Genomic DNA, 20,359 nt, shown 5'->3' with positions numbered 1-20,359 from the left:
GGATTTTCTAAATACAGAAAGATAGTAAACATTTAATGATTTTGTAGGAGTTATTAGCTATTGTGAATATATGGGATAAACAAGTATCGTTTGCTAGATTCGCACAAATTGCTGATGAAAGAGCGCCAAGGACATTAATAGAAGGGAAAGAGAGATGGTATTTGATATCATTATTTTTTTAACATTCGCTATTCTCATTTATTTTGCCTTCTTAAATGTTTGGTGCTTTATACTTTTGCTTAGCTGTGGTCCCGACATCATTAAAAAATTCCAAGAGGCAACCTATGGCGGCATCGACCAATTAATTGACCATCTGGAATTAATGCCTGTTACTGTGGTGACTCCTGCCTTTAATGAAGAAAAACGCATTTTAAATATGCTTTATAGCGGGCTAAGAAGTGATTACAAAAATGCAAATTTTATTGTAGTCAATGATGGCTCTACTGATGGAACCTTGGACCTATTAAAGAGAGAATTTTTACTCTATGAAATTCCGGTGGCCAGTAAACAATTAATAAAAACTTCAAAGATAAAACATTATTACCAATCTGAACGTTTTAAAAATTTGATGGTTATCGATAAGGAACATTCTCCTTGGAATTGCGCTGCTGACTCCATTAATGCCGGTTTAAATGCGTGCCAAACCCCAATTATGCTCACCATAGATGCCGATACTGTGGTTGAACCCGAAGCATTAACTCGGTTAATTTATACCTTTTTATCTCATCGCCATTGTGTTGCCGTTAGTGGCACTGTTTATTGTTTAAATGATAATCGCGTTGTGCATGGAAAAATGTTAACACACCGATTACCCAAACCATTTATTTCCGCAGCACAAGCACTAGAGCACATGCGCTCTTTTCTTTACAGTCGTTCGGGTTTAAATACCTTTGGTGGCGCATTATGCTTTCCTGGAGCGTTTACGCTTTTTGAGACAGAATTACTGCATCAGATGAATGGCTTTGATACACAAAACTTTAGTTATGATGCAGAAATAACCATCAAAATACATCATTACATGCGGAAGCATAAATACCCCTATATGGTAAAACATTCCTCTGATGCTTTTTGTTGGACAGAAATGCCAGGAACCTGGGCTTCTTTCTGGAAACAACGAGATAAATGGCAGCGTGGCATGTTAAGAAGCGCTCAGAAACATATAGGGATGTTATTCAACCCCAGATACGGAATTGTGGGCTTACTAACATTTCCACTGTATATTTTATTTGATATTTTCGGACCAGTCGTTGAGTTTACATCACTAGTGCTCCTAATAATATCCGTTTATTTAGAGCAAGTTAATTGGTATATATTAATGTGGCTATTGATTTTAGCATGGGGATTTATTACTTATACGACCCTATCTGTACTGTTTCTTAATGTCATTAGTTTTAACAAATATCGGAAAAGAACTGATGTTTTTAGAGCAATGTGGTTGAGTTTTACCGAAATGTTAGGATTTCGACAATTTCGTGCCCTAAATTGCACCATATCAACACTTCGTTACCTAATTGACCGCATCTTAGGGAAGCCTCTTTAATAAGCACCTCTTTTGCAGGCAATTAAATTCCAGCAAATTCATTTAAAAACAGCAGTTAACATCTTGTTGACGATCCTATCCAACACGATTATATTTGGAGACGGATAGTACTTAGGACTATAAGGGCTTACTAGTGCATCCTTATACGCAACTCAATTTTAGGCATTTTACAAGGAGTACGCCGTGTCGGTTTATTGCTCTTTCTCGATAATTAATGGGTGCATCTAGATGCAAAAGCATATATTTTTTCTATCCTGTTTTATGTTTTTTGATGCGCTGGCAGCCTCATCACAACCCATCCAAAGTAATCAAGTAACGCATTCAGTAAATCCAAACAATAAAAACCAATCTAGGCTCTCCCATTCAGCTTTGGAGCAAGTGCAACAATTAAGAAAGACTGGTAAATTATCAGAAGCAAAAACCATAGCCAAAACTTATCTACAACAGCATCCTCATGATGGTGATATGCGGTTTATATTAGGGCTAATTTATTATCAAGAACGAAACTTTAAAGAAGCCAGTACCTGCTTTAGCCAGGTTTTAGCGCAAACGCCAACTTATATGGATGCGCGGATTGCATTAATCCGCATAAAAATCCTTAATAAACAGTTTCAGGAAGCTTCAAATTTAATTGTCGTTGGATTGTATCAAAATCCGAAACAGCAAGAGCTCCTTGCTCTTAAAGCAACTATTATCCAAGAAGTAAGTATTTTATCAGCGAAAAACCTCTTAAAAAAACAACCTGTAGGAGTGACGGAACACGCTGTAGCAGTAACCAAACAAGTTGCCATAAGCAAAAAGCCAGCATCCACCAGTTTAGCTGAGATAAAAAAATTAAGAGCGCAAGGTAAACTAACCCTTGCTAAAGAAAAGGCATTACAAAACTTAAAAATTAATCCCAAAGATTTAGATAGTGAATTGTTATTAGGACTTATTTACTTTCAACTAAAAGATTATCCGCAAGCAACCGTGCGCTTACGCGCAGTTTTAATTCGCAAACCCGACTATTTAGATGCTCGTGTTGGTTTGATTAAATTAAGTCTAGTCCAAAGAAAGTTTAAAGAAGCGCAAGATTTAATTAGACAGGGTATGCTCAGCAATCCGCGCAATTCCCAGCCCTTGTTACTATTAAAAAAACAGCTAGCCGAGTTAAGCAGGCCTCATAAAACAAAGAGAATTTATTCAAGACGTCCCGCAGCCAGAATAGATAAGTTAGCCCAAGCTAAAAGTTACATCACGCAAAAAAGATACAAAGAGGCTAAGACAATTTTACAAAATCTAGTTGCTCAATACCCAGATAATAGTGAATATCGCATTGCCTTGGCTAATTTTTATCTGGACCAACACAATGACATGAATGCATTAAGTGTGATTAGAAGTGGGCTAAAACGCAAGCCTTATGATACCGAGTTACTAATGAAGGAGGGAATGATCCACGACACCCTCCGCCAATACTCTTTGGCTGCACGCGCATACCAGCAAGCTAAGAAAATTTCACCTAAAGATAAAAAAATCGATGGCTTATTAGCCGATATTAACAGCGTTAGTCCTCGTTATGCCTATGGTTTAAATGAAATAGGAATTTCATCTGATAATGCTTATGTATCTGATGTGCACTCAGTTTGGGATTGGTCCAGCATTTATTACAGTCGCGATACTATCTATGGTGTAGCTACTGGCCGGGTCAATTATGCATCAAGGTTACGCCAAAGCGCAGCTCAATATGAGCTGGATTTTTCGCCGCGGTTTAATCGAAACATTTATGCTGATTTAAGCGTAGCTTTTGCAGATAAACCTTCTATATTTCCCGATCTTTCCACATCGGGTGAGGCGTACGTTAATATTCCTAAATTTTTTGAACTGTCTGGCGGTGCCAAATACGCCAAAATAGCTCAAACTTTTTTTGTAACTTACACCAGTTCAATTAGCTTATACCCTAAAAATTACTGGTTTAATTTTAGACCTTATTATTTTGTTCCTAAGGGTCATAAAAATACTTCCATTCTATATACATTAAAAGCCCGGAGATATTTTGGCGGTAACTTAGATCATTATTTAGGAATTGGGGCGGGTAGTGGAACAAGCCCTGACCTTGCAGACTTATTAACGGTAAACTTTATTGTGATACAAAATAATTACATCAATGCGAGTTATGGCTTCCCTCTTTTTAACCACCACATCCTTGCCGAATTAGGAGCGGGCTATCAACGATGGAAATATCCAAGCAATTTAGTTCGTAACCTTTATGACGGCTCAGTTGCCTTTAAATACAGGTTCTGAGGAAGAACATGGAAACAATACTGCACATTGTAAAAATTGTGGCAATACTGGAGCTAATCCTTATTACCCTGTTTGTCTTACTCACTTTTTTTGCGAAGTGCTATTTTAGTTGGTATAAGAAAAAAAATAGCCATAATTTGAAATGGATTTTTGACTTGCTCCATTCACATATGAACAATAAAAAACCTATTTCTATGGAGCAGGCTAAAAAATTAAAAAAATCCGTACCTAATGTTCTAATTGTCATGAAACGTTTGGGAGAAAAACCCAATGATTATTTTGAGCATCTCAAGAAACAATTATTCACTTTAGTATTGAAGCCTGTAGCAATAAAATGGGCCTCATCCTATAGTGGGTTCAAACGCAATCAAGCTGCAATGTGCTATTTGTATGGTTTGGATGCCGATGATCGCAAAAGGATCTTCCGATTACTCAATGACACTACGCTCCTTATTTCCATGAATGCCGGCCTTAGCATCGTGCAATTTGGTGATGATGAGCAAATCAATAATATTATCACTACCTTTTCTCAAGGACGCCGTTTGCAGCAATCTTTATTAGCAAAAATGATTACCCGTGGACCGCGTGATTTATCTCCCATTATCATCGAGCGATTGCAAGTAGAACCGAATCCCTACGTAAAAACATTTTGCTATCGACTGCTGTGTGAGTTTCCCCAACAGACAATAGCTCCAATCGCTAAAGAAGATTTTAATATTAATGTAGTTGATTTAAAGATAGCCATTATTCGCTACTATATGCATTGCCAAGATAAAGAAAAAAATGAATTAATTTATGAGCTGGCAATGGATAATCATTGGGAAGTGCGTGCAGCCATTGCAAAGGCTCTAGGTGCTATACCAGGAGATAAAAGCATTCAGCTCTTAGCTCACCTATTATGCGATCTCGAATGGTGGGTTCGCGTAAATGCCGCCAACGCCTTAATCGAACAAGGCGCAAAAGGTATTGAAGTTTTACACAATCAATCTCCTGATAAAGATAGATTTGCTTATGAAACTGCACAGAAAGCATTAATAACAAGAGAGCATGTATGATATTAAATATCCTTGTTATCTTAACGATTGCAATCCTCATTTATTTTGCCTTTTTAAATATCTGGTGCTTTTTACTTTTATTAAGCTGTGCGCCTGACATTATCAAAAAATTTCAAGAGGCAACTTATGGCGGCATTGAGCAATTTATTGATCACCTTGAATTAATGCCTATGACCATCGTGACCCCTGCGTTTAATGAAGAAAATCGCATATTAAATATGCTATACAGCGCTCTAAACAGTGACTATAAAAATGTTAACTTCATTATAGTTAATGATGGTTCTACCGATAGAACACTGGAGCTATTAAAAAAAGAGCTTGTGCTTTACGAAGTACCAGTGACCAGTAAGCAATTGATTGAGACATCAAAAATAAAACACTATTACCAATCTGAACGGTTTAAAAATGTGACGGTTATCGATAAGGAACATTCTCCTTGGAGTTGTGGCGCTGATTCAATTAACGCCGGCTTAAATGCCTGCCAAACTCCCATTATGATGACTTTAGATGCGGACACGGTAGTGGAGCCCGAGGCATTAACCCGATTAATCTATACTTTTTTATCACATCGTCACTGCGTTGCAGTCAGTGGCACTGTTTATAGCTTAAATGATAATCAAGTTGCTAACGGAAAAATGCTCACACGCCAGTTACCTAAATCATTTATTTCTGCGTCTCAAGCACTCGAACATATGCGTTCTTTTCTTTATAGCCGTTCAGGTTTGAATACTTTTGGTGGCGCCTTATGCTTTCCAGGAGCTTTTACTTTTTTTGAAACGGAACTGTTGCATGAGGTAAAGGGCTTTGACACAAAAAATTTTAGTTATGATGCAGAAATAACCATCAAAATACATCATTATATGCGAAAGCATAATTACCCCTACATGGTAAAGCATTCATCCGATGCTTTTTGTTGGACTGAAATGCCACGTACCTGGAAAGCCTTCTGGAAACAAAGAGATAAATGGCAACGAGGAATGTTACGAAGTGCAGAGGTACACATGGGTATGTTCTGCAATCCTAAATATGGAATTGTAGGCCTCTTAACTTTCCCGCTTTATATTTTATTTGATATTTTTGGACCAGTAATTGAATTTCTTACCCTAATCTTATTTATCATATCCCTCTTCTTTGCACAGATAAACTTCATCGCCTTAGCATGGCTAATTCTTTTAGCGTGGGGCTTTATTACCTATGCTACGGTAACTGTGCTCTTTCTTAATGTAATTAGCTTTAATAAATACCGAAACAAAAGCGATTCATTCAGAGCAATGTGGTTGTGTTTTACTGAAATGCTTGGCTTCCGTCAATTTCGTGCCTTAGGCTGTACCGTATCGTCAATTCGTTATTTCATTAATCGTATTTTGGGGAAGCCAATTTAATAGAATAGAGTTCAATTGATCCAAATAATTTTTCATTTTTATCAAAGACATGGAGTGAAATATGATGCATGATGTAGAACTACGGCTATCCAAATATTGGTTTTTAAAAACGAAAGATCAGAAAAAAGGAACTCAAGATCGCAGAACCATTTCAAACCTAAGCGCTCATATCATTACTCAATGCCAAAACATCCTTGCAATGACTGATGATCCGTATACCAAGCAGCAATTAAATTTAGTTATTCATAATACAACTGCTCTTATGAGCTTAGTTTCATCAAACTCAACAGAAGAAGAACAAGATATTGTAAACGCATGCAGAGAGCTGCAAACCAATATTTTATGCTTCCCAACTACCATCCATACTCCGAGTAACTTAGCCAGCATAAACTATAAACTTTCCTTGGTATGCATGTACATCCTTTTACTGAGTGTCGCCTTGACCATAGGTGGCTCATTCGGTGCCTTGTATTTTGGCGTTCTTTCTGCGAGTTATGTCGCTGATTATCTTGTAATTGCTCTTGCAAGCATCGGTATTCCTGCGCTTTGTGTCGGTGCATTTTCTTATGGTGTCTATTCTGCACAAAAGGATCCTGTATCCGAACGATTTAATGATTTAGTTAAAAACATTGAACTCTTTTGTGACGAGGTTTCTTCGGTTGAAGAAGAGAAAAATGAAGAAGCTAAATTAGTAGTCGTAAATTAAAAAAACATAGCACAAGTCATTTTTTAAATTTAAACCAAGCCTGGTTGCTCGCAACCAGGTTTCTTCCTTAAACAGCAACCCATTAAGGCGACAGCAACTCCTTACGCCATCCCTCCCCTTCCCGACTAAATCGAAACACCTGTGAAAAAGAAATTGGCTCTACAGTGTAAAAAACAAAAGCCTCGGGCTTAAAACGAAATCCCATATAATCATCACACATAGGAATAGGTTGATTGGAGAATTGCTCATCCAATTCTTGCTTTCGCGTATCCAACTGATGCAAGTCGGAAATCACTTGCCCCGATGTAGGTGCATAAGCTGAAAAACGCAATTGGCGCTCTCGAGGTAAACTCGACCAATAGAACTGATTTTCTTCTGGAGAAATAGGCGTTGCAATGCCTTCGATACTTACCTGACGTTGCTGCATTGCGAATAAAAAATTCAACGTTGCTGCAGGCTTAGCAAGCAGCTCGCTCACTTTACGTGTGCCTTTTTGTGTGAAAAATAGAATACCATCGTCTTTTATTTCTCGAATAGCAACTACCCGACTATGAGGTATTCCTGATGAAGTACACGTTGCTAAAACCGCACATTCTGGTTGCGGAACTCCCAATTCTTTTTCTTTACTCAACCAATCGATTAACTGATTAAATGGCACCGAAAACTCCTATAACTCATTTATGGGTGTCTAATTTGTCATAGGATTTTCATTTTGTCTAGCTCAAAAATAACACAAAACCCATGGGTACTATTATATAGACTTAGGGAAACACTCATGTAATATGAGTCAGACTGATCATATTTTGCTAGTTCTGATCTTTTTTACATAACTTACAGTATTTTTTGAAGTGAACGAGAGGAATGAGGTGCGTGCGGAAGAGCAGGATCGCAGGATATAGTGGTTGAAGACGAGTCAGGGTTAGTGCTCCTCTATTGATTTCAAATTTAATTATTTGCGCGCCTATTTGCGAAGAAATGCGATTCATTCTAATGAACAAACTCAAATGGCAGATTGCTAAACAAGCCTTATCTCAATCCGCTCCTTCCCACCCCCAACGTTAACTCTTTTTAAACTAATAGCTCCAACTTCTGCCGTAGACTTTACATGAGTCCCACCACAAGCAACACGGGAAAAGCCCTCTATTTCCCAATAACGCCGTTGCTTTGCTACATCAGAAAATCCAGTTTTGATAAGCCTATTCTCTTCGATTATCTGATTATAATCAGCCAAGAGATCAGGAAAAATAAACGATATGTTTTGGTTAGAAATAAAATCTATGCGTGCTTTTGATTCAGCAATATGCGCGCCAATTTTTTGCACTTCTAATTTTCTCGTTACCAACTCAAGCACTAATTCTGCAGCAAAATGCAAACGCATCAACCGATATCGTCGTGGCCAGTCAATAGTCATACTTACTTCATCACCAACAACTAGTCGATGTTCTTTAGGCAGAGTATAATAAATCAGATTACTCTCTAGTTCCGAGTTAAGCACAGGATAACCCTGAATCCACGCCTTATCACTTTCTTGTCCACCTGAAAAGGAAAACGCAATCGTTTCCTCTACTAAAATACGTTCCTCATCTACCGATACTACCTTGGTTACTAAAGAATGCTGGTATGGGTTTTCCCAAAAAGTTTTTTTCATGGAAGTTACCTCCAAAGAGAGCATTTTCTCGTCAACTCACTTACTTTACCCCAATCACCAAACAATACGATTCCATAATAGATTAGCCCCTCTTCTTTTACTTGAGCAGTACGCTCAATTTGCTCTTGGTAAGAACCAACTGTCATCGTATCGGTAAAATCATTGCATAAAATATTCTGTGCTTTGGCCTCTGCACGCAATTTTCTAATTTTATTTGAGTTATCCGCCAAAATAATAAAAGGAATTTCGGAAATAAACGGATGGGAGCCGCCATCAGCATCACGATAATCCGTAAGACGTAACTCCTCTTGACCAATCGCAGAGCCTAAGCCAATACACATATGTGCCAAAGCATTCATTACTTTACCTGGCTCAATGCTTTTGTTAAGTACAGCCACCAATTTATTCTTAAATTGCTCTGTTGCCATTATAAGCTCCTCAGATCATACTGCTTCACATGTTGTGCGTTTTAACGCATAATAACCTATGTTAACTCTGTGCGCTATAGCGCACAATGATTTTTTATGGAACATTTATACAAACATATTGCCCTAACTCTAAAAAATTTACGTAAAGAACGCGGTTGGAGTCTTGATAAAGCTGCAGCAGCCACCGGGGTTAGCAAGGCGATGTTAGGCCAGATAGAGCGCGAAGAATCAAGCCCAACCATTGCCACTTTATGGAAAATTGCCAGCGGCTTTCAAACCTCGTTCTCCTCATTTATGGAGGAATTACCAACTCATGTTGGTGCCCCTGTTCATCGAGCCGGTCAAACTCAACAGCTTCATCCAAGTGATGAAAAAATTCGCGTATTAACTCTTTTTCCTTTTGATAGTCAATTAAACTTTGAACTGTTTGTGATTGAGTTATTGCCGGGTTGTGAACATTTATCCCCACCTCACAAACACGGGGTGGTTGAGCATGTCATTGTTTTAGAGGGTGTTATGGACATCCTGATTAATAATGCATGGCAAACCTTACATGAAGGTGAAGGTCTGCGCTTTGAAGCAAGCCAACCTCATGGATATCGCAATATCACAGCACACATTGCTCGATTTCACGATATTATTCATTACCCATGAACTACTTTCTGAGCAACCCACACTGTGGCATCACCGCAATGGGGGTCGTTTATTTTATGAGTTAATATCTTAAATGCTGCGGCTTTTAAAAGACGCTCATATTCGCCTGTTGATAAAGAAGCATGATAAAGATCCTGGCCACCGTTATTAGACCATACCTCTCCCTCTTCAACTCCTGAAGTGAATGCAAGTATGCCATTGGGCTTAAGGTGAGCAGCAAATAATGGAAACATCGCTCTTTGACTCGCCTGATCAAGATGAAAAAAACTATGCCAAGCAAGAATCACATCAAACTTTCTTTTTAGATTGAGCTCACGCATGTCAGCCACGAGCCATTCCTCATTAGGAAATCTCTTTCTACACAATTCAATCATCTTTTCGCTGCCATCCACACCTATAACCTTAAAGCCCCTTTCGATAAAGAATTGCGCAAGAGGCTCTCCAGTGCCACAACCTAAGTCTAAAACTGAAGCACCGTCGGGAATGGAGTTAACAATTAAATGAAGATACTCAGACTCCATCAGTGTTTTAGTACGAGCCTTATCGAACCAGTCAACAATGTGTTCATAAGCCTTATAAACTTGCTTTTGGTGGCGTTTAGTCATAATTAAAGGGATCTCTCATAATTAAGAATTTTTATTCCAGTTTGCGTTATTAAAACAATATCTAAGTATTAAAAATTCAGAAAACCGTAAAATAGGATATAGCTAATTTTCGCATTTATCGAGGGTAATCTGATAATATGTGTTAAACTTGGAGTTTTTTGCTTTTCAAAATTATTTTTACATGATTATGGACTTTGGAAAACGGCCTATCTACTGAGCGCAAAACATGTCTTGATGTACTACGCTTTTGGCATCAAATAGAATTTTTCACTCCTTTTGATTTGGATAACGCAGTTTCTCAAAAAGGAGAGGTTAGGGATATCGCCTTTCAAAGTCTATTCACAGAAAACGCTAATGCCTTATTACCTTGGTTGGGGGGAGAAAAGGAATTATTATTTCATTACCAAGTATTTCTATTACCCTTCGATAAAAAAGAATTAACTCGATTAAGCACCCGCTTTTTCCCCATCGAATTTCAAAAGCAACATAATATTGAGTTAGAAGAAACATTAGATGATGAAGGATTAACCTGTTTTGCTCGCTTGTTTGTAGATAAAACGGGAACACCGCGGTGGCAAAGCCTATCCGTATCCACCCTGCCTTGGGCCATGGGCATGGTCCAATCTAATGATTTTGAGAAGTTATCAGAGGTAAATTTTGCAAAAGACATGGAGCTGCTTAAAAGCGCTATTAATCTTCTCGAAGAAAAAACAGAACTAAACCAATTAGATGCGCATACCTTATTGAATTTATTAAAAATACTTACCCAATGGGCACGTTTTTCACCAGATTATCCTTTTGTAATTAAGATAAAGTTCATTCCTGTAAAAGAGCCACAAGAAATCTCTGCAGCCATTAAAGCACTTCCCTCTCAATCATTGAGTGTGGAGGATATACCGGGAGAAGAAGATGAACACATAGATGAAAATGAGCCATTAAATATTTTGAATAGTTTCTTTATTCGTGATCTAGAAAAGTCGATTAATTATCTAGCTTATAACACCCACAATATACTTGAGGCTTACGTAAATGGATGTGCAGACAAAAAGGATGTGTTAGCCCCATTGAACCATTCAATGGTACTAAAGCAGCTGGCTCCTCAACAAAATAATCTTGGTCGATGGCCAGCACCTCCTAAACATGGCATGAGTTTGATGCAGCAACTTTTTATTAACCAATGCATTATACCGAATATTCCTCAAAGCATCTACGCAACCAACGGCCCACCTGGCACAGGGAAAACCACCTTATTAAAGGATATTATTGCGGAGAATATTGTTAATCGTGCAAAAAAATTAGCGACTTTTGATTCAGTTTATTCCTGTTTTTCAGGTTGGAAAAAAATAGTTTTAGGTGATCATGAAACAAGCGTAGGATTACTTCAGCCAGAACTAACTGGATTTGAGATGCTGGTAGCCTCCTCAAATAATGCAGCAGTTGAAAACATCACCTTAGAGTTGCCCTTAAAAAAAAATTTGGCCGATGAATATAAAACCACATGCAATTACCTAAAGCCTGAAGCTGCGAAATTGGCGACAAAAGTATTTAAACAGCGTATTCAACCTATAAATGAGAAACAAAAACCTTGGGGATTAATTGCCGTCGCTCTAGGTAATGCCGCTAATAGGCAAACTTTTATCGAGCGATTTTTTTCTTCACCAGAAAGCAAAGCCCAGGCCTCTGAGCGTGTTAGACAAGGAGAATATTTAAATATCTGGGAATGGCGCGATCAATATAAAGGCATTTCGTTTCAACAAGCGAAGAAAAACTTCCAACAAGCTTTAATAGCAGTTGAGCTCTATCGAAGCAACTTGCAATCCTTCGCTAATTTACATGAGAAAATAACTCATGAAGAATATCCGAATCTCTTAATAAAGCAAAGGGAGGCGGTAGTTTTATTGCAAAAGGATTTGTATAGCATGCACGAAGAGCATGCCCAAGCTTCAAGTGCATTAACAGAAATCGAACACCATCAACATCTACTTTATCGTGAAATTGACCAGCAACTGATATTTAAGCCAGGCATATGGAAGAAACTATTTAAGAGAAATCTAGTCAAACAGTTCAACACAGTAATTGAAAGCCTACAATCTCGAAGGTTAGAATTAAGCCAAAAACTTCTAACGCATCAAGAGCAAGTGGCCAATTTAAGTAAGGCTATAAATGCCAAAAAAGACGAGCTAAAAAAAGCACAAGAACATTTAAAATATCTTGAAAAACAAGCCCAAGATGAACAAGAAGCATATAAGCAATTTCAAGTAATTTTCCCTGAGGCCAATCTGCCTGGCAATAGCATAACGACACAAGATCACCAGCTTGGATATTGGCATTCAAGCCACTATAACACCTTAAGGAGCGAGCTTTTTGTGCAGGCGTTACAGCTTCATCAAGCCTGGATTGCCGAAGCGCTCCAAAAAAAATATTTTGGTGGTAATTTGTATGCCCTCAAAGCGGTGCTAAATGGCAAACATCCAGTAGCTTCATCCGATGAATTATTTATTTGGCAATCCTTATTCATGGTTATTCCAGTTGTATCCTCGTCATTTGCCTCAATCGGCCGACAATTCAAAAATCTTGAAGCTGAATCATTGGGTTGGCTATTAATTGATGAGGCAGGCCAAGCAATTCCTCAAGCCGCTGTAGGTGCAATGTTGCGCTGTAAAAAAGCGATTGTAGTAGGCGATCCACGGCAAATTGAACCAATTATGACCTTACCGCCTCATTTAATAGAGGGTGTAGCCAAATATCATTTTAAAAGTCCAAATCCTTATTGGCTTCCTAATATAACCTCAATTCAACGTTTGGCTGACTTAGCGAGTGCTTATGGGAGCGTGGTACAACAAAGCCATCAACAAGAATGGATTGGCCTGCCCCTATTGGTACATCGGCGTTGTCTTGATCCCATGTTTTCCGTAGCTAATGATATTGCTTATGAAAATAAAATGATTAATGCAAGGGAGCCATTAGAAAGCAGCATCCCTCAATTACCCCCAAGTGCTTGGTTTGATGTTGCTGGAAAAGCTATAGATAAACAATATGTTCCTGAGCATGGAGATTGCTTTTTACGATTATTTATTGCGTTTTATAATCATGAACGAGGACTACCTCGCCTATTTGTTATTACTCCATTTAAACGCATCAAAAAATACCTTCAAGAGTTAGTACAAAAACAAGATAATTGGGTGTCCCAAATAGACCCTAATATTCCTCCTCCAACGCGTTTTGCCTTATCAAAATGGTTACATGCACATATTGGCACAGTACACACGTTCCAAGGTAAGGAGAATGAGAAAGTTATTTTTGTATTAGGAGCAGATAAAACACAACAAGGAGCCATTAACTGGGCTAGCAGTAAGCCTAATCTACTTAATGTAGCACTTACTCGTGCCACAGATAGAATTTACATCATTGGAGAGTGGGATATTTGGGCGAACAGAAAATATTTTATCACTGCAAGCACTGTTCTAAGCAGAATTAAGAAACCTTAAAACCCTACTTTTTCATAAATTTTGCGGCTAGAAATTACTTGGACCAGCCCCATCAATAAAAAACCACTCCTTAACCGCCCTATTCCACTCCTCAGGCTGTTCTAAATTAGATAAATGCCCTGCATTTTCTAAAATAACCAATTTGCTATTACAGGCTAAGTGCTGCATCTGCTCACTTTGTAATGGCGAAATAATTTTATCTTGATCACTAGTGATAATTAAAATAGGTAGCATAGTATTTGCTAATAAATCGAGCATTGGGCTGCGTAATGCCATACCACGTAAAGCGGAAGCAAGGGCTGTAGGTTTTTGCCTCGTTAAAATATGGGCAAGCACCTCTCTAGTTTGTTCTGAGGCGCTAGGAGCTAGGGCTTTTTCCATGAAGCCATTTACCAATTTTTCAGTGCCATTTTCCAATACGTCGATTGCATTTTTTTCACGGTTGATTTTTGCTTCATCACTATCGGCAACCGCCTGTGTATTCGATAAGATTACCCCTTCTACACGATGAGGATAAAGTTCTAAAAAAGCGAGGGCGATATAACCTCCCATCGATTCGCCGCCAATAATTGCTTTCTCAATGTGTAAATAATCCAGCAATTCTTTAACCTCCAACGCATAGTCGGTCATGGTTACTGCATTACCGTCAACCGCAGCAGACTCACCAAAGCCCCATAAATCTAAACTAATTACCCGAAATTGCTGCTTTAGTCCTTCTTGTTGAGGCGCCCATAAACGTTTATCGGCGGGAAATGCATGAATTAAAACTAAGGGCTTTCCTTGACCTGCTTCTATATAGGAAATAAAGCGATTATTTACATGTATGGTTGTAGCGTTCAGATGAATGCTATATAAAATGCTATACGTAAATAGAAAAAGCAAAAATCCTTTTTTTCTCATTATTAATTATCCTTATAGCATAGAGAGGTACGTCATCCCGAGCGCCTCGAGAGACCTCCTGAATGAAGCGCGTATTAATTTCTACCCCATGCAAGAGATCCTTCGTGGTAAATTCCTCAAAATAACGTCTTTTAAAGCTACATGTTCTTCTTATGTTGACTCAAGTATCTTCCCTAAAGCCACAACCTGAGGGTCATCTTCATAACCCTCAGGATCATTAAATGCCATTTTAATGTATCCATTTTTTTCATAAAACTCTAATGCTTTTGGTGAGGATTCTACATGAAGGCTTCTATATCCTTGTTCTTTAAGCCAACGCTCACATAAAAGCAGAAATTGTTGGTCATAGTAATGCTCCCTTTGAATTTCATCAATTACAATAATTCGCAAGGCAGCCCTGGCATCAGGCCAAAGCTGTAGGTGAGCATAGCCCATGATATCTGTGCCTTGGTATAAAACAAAATGCAGATGCGCATCATGCTCAAATGTCCAAGTATAGGGATCAGTAAGACCTACCTGGTCGAAAAAATAAAATTGGCGCAAATGGCGTACCGTTTTCCATTCTCTTGGAGTTAATGCCTTTACTACCCTCAAGCCTGAAAAACCCGTTCGCTTATCAATGCTGGCCACAAAATCATCTTTACCAAAACAATAGGCGCTAATGTCATCAGGATGCAATTGAGCCAGCTCTTGTTTTAATTGAGCATAAGCATCTTTGTCTTTAGGATGTGCCCGCATCCAATCGCGGAACTTCAAATGCCGCTCAATTTCAGAATTTCCTTGCTCAAAGACATGAATATTAAATGCAGGTTGGGGAGTTCCTTTTTGGAAAAAACGCCGAAAAAGCATCCCAGACTCACCTTTTACCTCATACCCTAATGCAACCATAAAAGGATTTCTGGCATCAACTTGTGTAATATCCGCAACCACCGGAATCATATCGATAATAGGCTTAGCCGCTAAACCTGGCACTGAAGTTGAGCCTATGTGATGAATCTGGATGCAATTAGGCCCTAAGGCCTTTTGGATTACTTGGGCTTCTTCGGCAAATAGTTCTGGCCAACGACGATTATAGGGAAGCACCTCAATAAGTCGTTTTGGTTGTATTTCTGACATAATCCCTCGCGTTATACTCTCATTGCGAGGAACATGTGGCCAAACAACCCAGGCTGTGAGGTACTAAAACCTGAGTTGCTTTATTTGTCCGCAATGACGGTAACTTTTTTTACCTTACTTCTTTAATTTTACTTCAAACCTAATTCAACAACAAAAGCCAAACCTAATTTGGCAAAATTTTCTAAATGCTCCAAACTGATAGTCTCTAATCGATCATTAGGCGTGTGCACATTGTCGTTATCATCATCTAAAGTGGTCGCAGATGGATAGCATGCAGGAAACCCATTTAAATGCCAGTTTGCATGATCACTACATGCATAGCCACAATGAGTGAAAGAAACAGGAATATTCACATAATGAGTTATTAGATTAGCCAGAAATTTAGTTAACTTCGAATCTACGTAATCATCCAGTAACCAAATCGTTTTATCTTTGGGATTTGCTCGAAACCCTGCCTGATCAAATTGTAATACGGCTTTTACCGATGTTTTCTTATCTAGAAAAGATTGGACAACAAAACCGGAACCAACCAAGCCCTGCTCTTCGGCTGCATAAGCAATAACATAAATGGGATGCTCAAAATCAAGCTCGGACGATAAAAGCATTCTGGATACTTCTAAAATCGCCGCTATTCCACTGGCATCATCATCTGCACCTGGCATATTGCCTTTTAGCGTGTCTATATGTGCGCCAATAACCAGTGCACCCCCTGGTTTTTCTTTGCCAATAACCGTGACTACTGAAGGTTGTTTATACCTTTTGCCCGTTGCGACAAAATAACTTTGAACATCCTTACGATGATACTCTTTTGCCATAGAGTCAATTTGGTCTTTAAACCATTGCGCAGCCAAAACCCCTGTTTTAGAATTTGCTGCACGATTAATATAATTTGTAAGATGCTGCATGTTGCCCCAAATAATACTTCTGTCGATTTGTTTCAATAGCGGCATTACTTGAGCATCATGCCTTATATGATATTCATCATTTCCCAAAGCGGTCGGGGATTTTGTTAAATTAATTAGTAGTTGATGCTCAGTAAGCTGTTGTTTCAGTATTGCTTTTTGATAGGGTTCAATATTTAAAAAGCCACCACATACATGCCGATTATCATGTAGCACTCGCATCACTTGTTCATTCATTTCAACTGCAATTAACGTGTATTGCTCTGTCTTTGTAATTAAGGATGCTAAATGGCCTAGCTTCTGATACATACATCGAGTAACAATCAGCTTATCTTTTGCTGGGAATTGATTTGCTGCGGCAAGATGGAAACTTAGAGCCATCAAAAATATTAAAACAAATTTTTTCATAATTATCCTTAATCAAAAGAAAGTATCTTTTTTAAAAATAAGTTCTAAAACCATTTGTAATTATATGATTGGAACAATTTTTCTAAAGGACACTCGCTGAAAGCACCAGAGTGAAGCAAAGTAGTTAGCAAAATATAGAAACCTGGTTGCAAGCAACCAGGTTTAGGGAGGTTTCTAACGACCCGCTAAAGCAATAGCAGCAGGTGTGTATTCATAACCTAAATCACGAGCAACCGCTTCAAATGTAATTTTACCTTGATGAACGTTCAAACCGTTTAATAAATGATGATCATTTAATAAAGCCAGCTTCGTACCTTTAGTAATAATGCTCAACACAAAAGGTAAGGTTGCATTATTCAACGCAAAGGTAGACGTTCTTGGTACCGCACCCGGCATATTTGCAACACAATAGTGCACTACTTGGTCCACAACATAAGTTGGTTCTTGATGAGTTGTAGGACGACTTGTTTCAAAACAGCCCCCTTGGTCAATTGCCACATCGACTAATACAGAACCAGGACGCATAGATTTTAACATAGCGCGAGTTACTAGTTTAGGCGCTGCCGCACCTGGAACTAATACTGCACCAATCACTAAATCAGCTCGAGATACATAGTTTTCTATCGCATCAGCGGTAGAATAAACGGTATTAATTTTGGAACCGAATTGGAAGTCTAGCTCATTTAAACGCTGCAAGGAGCGGTCTAATACCGTTACTCGTGCCTCCATACCCATAGCCATACGCACGGCATTCGTACCCACGACTCCGCCCCCAATAACTACAACATTGGCTGCGGCTACACCAGGAACGCCTCCTAACAACACCCCACTTCCGCCTTGAGCCATTTCTAAACAATGAGCACCCGCTTGTATGGACATACGACCGGCAACTTGGGACATTGGAGTCAGCAGGGGCAAACCACCATCATCTTGGGTTACCGTTTCATAAGCGATTGCCGTTACACCAGATTCTTTTAACATACGCGCTTGATGTGGGTCTGGGGCTAAATGTAAATAAGTGAATAAAGTTTGTCCTTCTCGCAGACGCTTGCATTCAATAGGCTGTGGCTCTTTAACCTTTACGATTAAATCTGCCTTGGCAAATACTTCATCGGCACTGTCCACTACTTCCGCGCCAGCATGGCTGTAATCATCGTCAGAAATACCAATCCCCAAGCCAGCACCTTTTTCAACAATAACAGCGCTACCAACTCTAATGATTTCCCTAACACTTGAAGGGATAAGACCTACACGATTCTCTTGTGGCTTAATCTCTCTTGGAACACCTACTAACATAATTACTCCCTTTACTGTGTTTTATAGGCCCTATGTACAGATTGTAAAGTGACAACAGGGTCTAAGCTTTATTTATTTTTTAAATGCGCAATTAATTGTGGTACTAATTCAAATAAATCGCCAACTAATCCGTAATCTGCAATTTGGAAAATTGGAGCGTCTTCATCTTTATTAATGGCAACAATTACTTTAGAGTCCTTCATTCCTGCTAAGTGCTGTACGGCTCCTGAAATACCCACAGCAATATAAAGCATAGGGGCGACTACCTTTCCAGTTTGCCCGACCTGATAATCATTGGGGACGAATCCAGCATCTACTGCTGCCCGTGAAGCACCAACTGCCGCACCTAAAGCATCTGCTAACTCTTCAATGAGTTTAAATTTTTCAGCGCTTTGTAATCCTCTACCTCCAGAAACCACAATTTTAGCCGTGCCTAAATCCGGACGCTCAGATTTACTTAACTCATGCTTCACAAATTGACTGCTTTGAGCGATGCATTCTTTATCTAGGGTTTCAATAGTGCAGGCAGCTTGGGCAGCATTCACTGCATCAAATGCAGTTGTTCTTATTGTTAACACCTTTATCGCATCCAAAACCCGTACTTTTTCTATAGCATTACCCGCATAAATAGGATGCTCAAAAGTATCATTATCAAGAATTTTACTCACATCCGAAACTTGAGCTACATCAAGCTGAGCAGCAACACGTGGCGCAATATTTTTACCAAATGTGCTGGATGGGATTAATATGGCTTTAAATGAATTAGCCAACGATAACACCAAATCACTCATTTGTTCTGCCAGCGGATGCTCATAACTGGGCTTATCTGCATACAAAACCTTATGTACACCAGAAAGAGTAGCTACTTGCTCTGCGACTGCATTGCATTGGTAACCTGCAACCAGCATGTGGATTTCTCCACCCAGCTGCTGAGCGGCAGACAAGACATTCCGAGTGGCTGGGTGCATGGTTTGATTATCATGTTCAACAAGTATTAAAGTGCTCATCCTATCTCCTTATCAAAGCACTTTGGCTTGATTTTGTAATTCATTAATGAGCTCATCTACTGAGCCTACCCTTTTGCCTGCGCTACGTGCCGCAGGTGCGGTAACTTGAATCACTTCAATATGTTTTTTCAGTGCTAAGCCCATACTATCTAATTCAATAACATCTAAAGGCTTACGCTTTGCTTTCATTATGTTGGGTAAACTAGCATATCGCGGTTCGTTCAAGCGCAAATCAGTACTTACTATGGCTGGCAATTGAACGTTAATGGTTTCTAATCCACCATCTATCTCTCGGGTGACTTCAAGATGTTCGGAGCTTGCTTCCAGTTTAGAGGCATAAGTTGCTTGTGGCCAATTTAATAAAGCGGATAACATTTGGGGGGTTTGGTTATTATCACCATCAATGGCTTGCTTGCCCATTAAGACTAAAGAGGGTTTTTCATCCTCAACTACCTTTTTTAATATTTTAGCGATATTTAAGCTTTCTAATGAATCTGATGTACGTACTAAAATAGCGCGATCAGCACCCAGTGCTAAACCATGACGTAAAATCTCTTGTGAACTGTCCGTACCAATACTCACAATGACGACTTCAGTAGCCCAATTTTTTTCACGTAAACGTAATGCCTCTTCGACAGCAATTTCATCAAAAGGATTCATTGCCATTTTGATATTTTGTGTTTCAACTCCGGTATTATCCGATTTAACCCTAATTTTGACATAGGGATCTATTACGCGCTTCACTGCAACGAGAATTTTCATAAGTCCTCACTGGAAAATCAAAACCAAAGCATCTTGCCAGAGTTTTAGGGGCTAATTCAAGGGGGCATTGCGATTAAGTTATCGATTAATGCATAAAAACAAAGTGGTAGCCGTATTAGTAAAGCGTAATACGAGCCCGATGCATGATAAGCTTTATTCCCGTATTACACTGCGCTAATGCA

At 38.9% G+C, this 20,359-nt stretch carries 17 protein-coding genes; 7 read left to right on the top strand and 10 right to left on the bottom strand.

The window, feature by feature from the left end; genetic code table 11:
* Window positions 1-154: 154 nt before the first annotated feature.
* The 5 genes from BN3124_RS09815 (at window position 155) to BN3124_RS09795 (ending at window position 6,963) form a co-directional block, all read left to right on the top strand.
* Window positions 155-1,540, top strand: coding sequence for a glycosyltransferase family 2 protein (locus BN3124_RS09815; protein ID WP_058534628.1), 1,386 nt, complete (start codon window positions 155-157; stop codon window positions 1,538-1,540).
* Between the two features lie 228 nt (window positions 1,541-1,768).
* Window positions 1,769-3,820 (top strand): tetratricopeptide repeat protein, encoded by a 2,052-nt coding sequence (locus tag BN3124_RS09810; protein ID WP_058534627.1) that lies wholly within the window; start codon window positions 1,769-1,771, stop codon window positions 3,818-3,820.
* An 8-nt stretch (window positions 3,821-3,828) separates the two neighbouring features.
* Entirely contained in the window at window positions 3,829-4,875 is a 1,047-nt protein-coding gene (locus BN3124_RS09805; protein WP_058534626.1) for a HEAT repeat domain-containing protein, read from the top strand.
* A complete protein-coding gene (locus BN3124_RS09800; protein WP_058534625.1) occupies window positions 4,872-6,257 on the top strand; it encodes a glycosyltransferase family 2 protein in 1,386 nt (461 codons plus the stop codon). The genes BN3124_RS09805 and BN3124_RS09800 overlap by 4 nt, the downstream gene beginning before the upstream one ends.
* 61 nt (window positions 6,258-6,318) lie before the next feature.
* Window positions 6,319-6,963: a hypothetical protein gene (locus BN3124_RS09795; protein ID WP_058534624.1), complete on the top strand. Its 645-nt coding sequence runs from the start codon at window positions 6,319-6,321 to the stop codon at window positions 6,961-6,963.
* 82 nt (window positions 6,964-7,045) lie between these two features.
* On the opposite strand, the gene BN3124_RS09790 is transcribed toward BN3124_RS09795, so the two are convergent.
* The 3 genes from BN3124_RS09790 to BN3124_RS09780 form a co-directional block, all read right to left on the bottom strand.
* Complete coding sequence (locus tag BN3124_RS09790; protein WP_058534623.1) at window positions 7,046-7,621, bottom strand: pyridoxine/pyridoxamine 5'-phosphate oxidase; 576 nt, start codon at window positions 7,619-7,621, stop codon at window positions 7,046-7,048.
* A gap of 357 nt (window positions 7,622-7,978) precedes the next feature.
* Window positions 7,979-8,611: an alanyl-tRNA editing protein gene (locus BN3124_RS09785; protein WP_058534622.1), complete on the bottom strand. Its 633-nt coding sequence runs from the start codon at window positions 8,609-8,611 to the stop codon at window positions 7,979-7,981.
* Window positions 8,612-8,616: 5 nt separating this feature from the next.
* Window positions 8,617-9,039, bottom strand: a complete 423-nt coding sequence (locus BN3124_RS09780) for a DUF2000 domain-containing protein (protein WP_058534621.1) — start codon at window positions 9,037-9,039, stop codon at window positions 8,617-8,619.
* Between the two features lie 96 nt (window positions 9,040-9,135).
* On the opposite strand from BN3124_RS09780, the gene BN3124_RS09775 reads away from it, so the two are divergent.
* On the top strand, window positions 9,136-9,693 hold the full coding sequence (locus tag BN3124_RS09775; protein WP_058534620.1) for a helix-turn-helix domain-containing protein: 558 nt from the start codon (window positions 9,136-9,138) through the stop codon (window positions 9,691-9,693).
* Here BN3124_RS09775 and BN3124_RS09770 read toward each other — a convergent pair.
* Window positions 9,684-10,298, bottom strand: coding sequence for a class I SAM-dependent methyltransferase (locus tag BN3124_RS09770; RefSeq protein WP_058534619.1), 615 nt, complete (start codon window positions 10,296-10,298; stop codon window positions 9,684-9,686). The genes BN3124_RS09775 and BN3124_RS09770 overlap by 10 nt on opposite strands.
* Before the next feature lie 194 nt (window positions 10,299-10,492).
* Between BN3124_RS09770 and BN3124_RS09765 the strand changes: the two genes are divergently transcribed.
* On the top strand, window positions 10,493-13,786 hold the full coding sequence (locus BN3124_RS09765; protein ID WP_058534618.1) for a DEAD/DEAH box helicase: 3,294 nt from the start codon (window positions 10,493-10,495) through the stop codon (window positions 13,784-13,786).
* Between the two features lie 27 nt (window positions 13,787-13,813).
* On the opposite strand, the gene BN3124_RS09760 is transcribed toward BN3124_RS09765, so the two are convergent.
* The 6 genes from BN3124_RS09760 to BN3124_RS09735 form a co-directional block, all read right to left on the bottom strand.
* Window positions 13,814-14,686, bottom strand: coding sequence for an alpha/beta fold hydrolase (locus BN3124_RS09760; RefSeq protein WP_058534617.1), 873 nt, complete (start codon window positions 14,684-14,686; stop codon window positions 13,814-13,816).
* A gap of 150 nt (window positions 14,687-14,836) precedes the next feature.
* On the bottom strand, window positions 14,837-15,802 hold the full coding sequence (locus BN3124_RS09755; protein ID WP_058534616.1) for a bifunctional GrpB family protein/GNAT family N-acetyltransferase: 966 nt from the start codon (window positions 15,800-15,802) through the stop codon (window positions 14,837-14,839).
* Window positions 15,803-15,930: 128 nt separating this feature from the next.
* Window positions 15,931-17,112: a M20/M25/M40 family metallo-hydrolase gene (locus tag BN3124_RS09750; protein ID WP_058534615.1), complete on the bottom strand. Its 1,182-nt coding sequence runs from the start codon at window positions 17,110-17,112 to the stop codon at window positions 15,931-15,933.
* 174 nt (window positions 17,113-17,286) lie between these two features.
* Window positions 17,287-18,408, bottom strand: coding sequence for an alanine dehydrogenase (ald, locus tag BN3124_RS09745; RefSeq protein ID WP_058534614.1), 1,122 nt, complete (start codon window positions 18,406-18,408; stop codon window positions 17,287-17,289).
* A gap of 68 nt (window positions 18,409-18,476) precedes the next feature.
* On the bottom strand, window positions 18,477-19,415 hold the full coding sequence (locus BN3124_RS09740; protein ID WP_058534613.1) for an electron transfer flavoprotein subunit alpha/FixB family protein: 939 nt from the start codon (window positions 19,413-19,415) through the stop codon (window positions 18,477-18,479).
* Window positions 19,416-19,427: 12 nt separating this feature from the next.
* On the bottom strand, window positions 19,428-20,177 hold the full coding sequence (locus tag BN3124_RS09735; RefSeq protein WP_058534612.1) for an electron transfer flavoprotein subunit beta/FixA family protein: 750 nt from the start codon (window positions 20,175-20,177) through the stop codon (window positions 19,428-19,430).
* Window positions 20,178-20,359 lie beyond the last annotated feature (182 nt).

It is taken from the genome of Legionella saoudiensis, from assembly GCF_001465875.1.
GTDB lineage: Bacteria > Pseudomonadota > Gammaproteobacteria > Legionellales > Legionellaceae > Legionella > Legionella saoudiensis.
Note: the sequence above shows the minus strand (reverse complement) of the source record. Positions and strands in the feature narration are given on the sequence as shown.